Origin of the sequence: Klebsiella sp. 2019SCSN059, from assembly GCF_021739525.1 — a bacterium.
In the GTDB taxonomy this organism is placed as follows: domain Bacteria; phylum Pseudomonadota; class Gammaproteobacteria; order Enterobacterales; family Enterobacteriaceae; genus Klebsiella; species Klebsiella quasipneumoniae.
The window spans coordinates 1-386 of sequence record NZ_JAKKOM010000146.1 but is presented as its reverse complement, the minus strand read 5'-3'; the positions used below and the strand labels follow the sequence as shown (position 1 = coordinate 386).

Below are 386 nucleotides of genomic sequence, written 5' to 3'. Positions count from 1 at the left end.
AGGTGAAGATCCTTTTTGATAATCTCATGACCAAAATCCCTTAACGTGAGTTTTCGTTCCACTGAGCGTCAGACCCCTATATAGAAAGAGCCATAGATTCTCTGAAGCGAAAAGGGATCCCACTAAATGAACAGCTGATTTCTCATCTGTCCCCGCTGGGATGGGAACACATCAACTTGAGTGGAGATTACGTCTGGCGAACAAACCTCAAGCTGGAACAGGGAAAATACCGTTCGTTACGCTCAGTAGATAGCAGTCTGTATAAAAAACAGGCTTAACGTAGGATATTCCGTTTTCCAAGCGGGCCCCTCCACCGGCTTGCCGGCCTCGACCAACCCCTGGGTGGCGCGTTCCAGGTACACCGTGTTCCACAGCACGATAGCCGC

At 49.7% G+C, this 386-nt stretch carries 2 pseudogenes; one reads left to right on the top strand and one right to left on the bottom strand.

Annotated features, from left to right (window positions below):
* Nucleotides 1-77 precede the first annotated feature (77 nt).
* Nucleotides 78-278, top strand: a pseudogene (locus L2I46_RS29355) (Tn3 family transposase); the annotation flags it as partial.
* 27 nt (nt 279-305) lie between these two features.
* Here L2I46_RS29355 and L2I46_RS29875 read toward each other — a convergent pair.
* Nucleotides 306-386 (bottom strand): annotated as a pseudogene (locus tag L2I46_RS29875) (hypothetical protein); the annotation flags it as partial.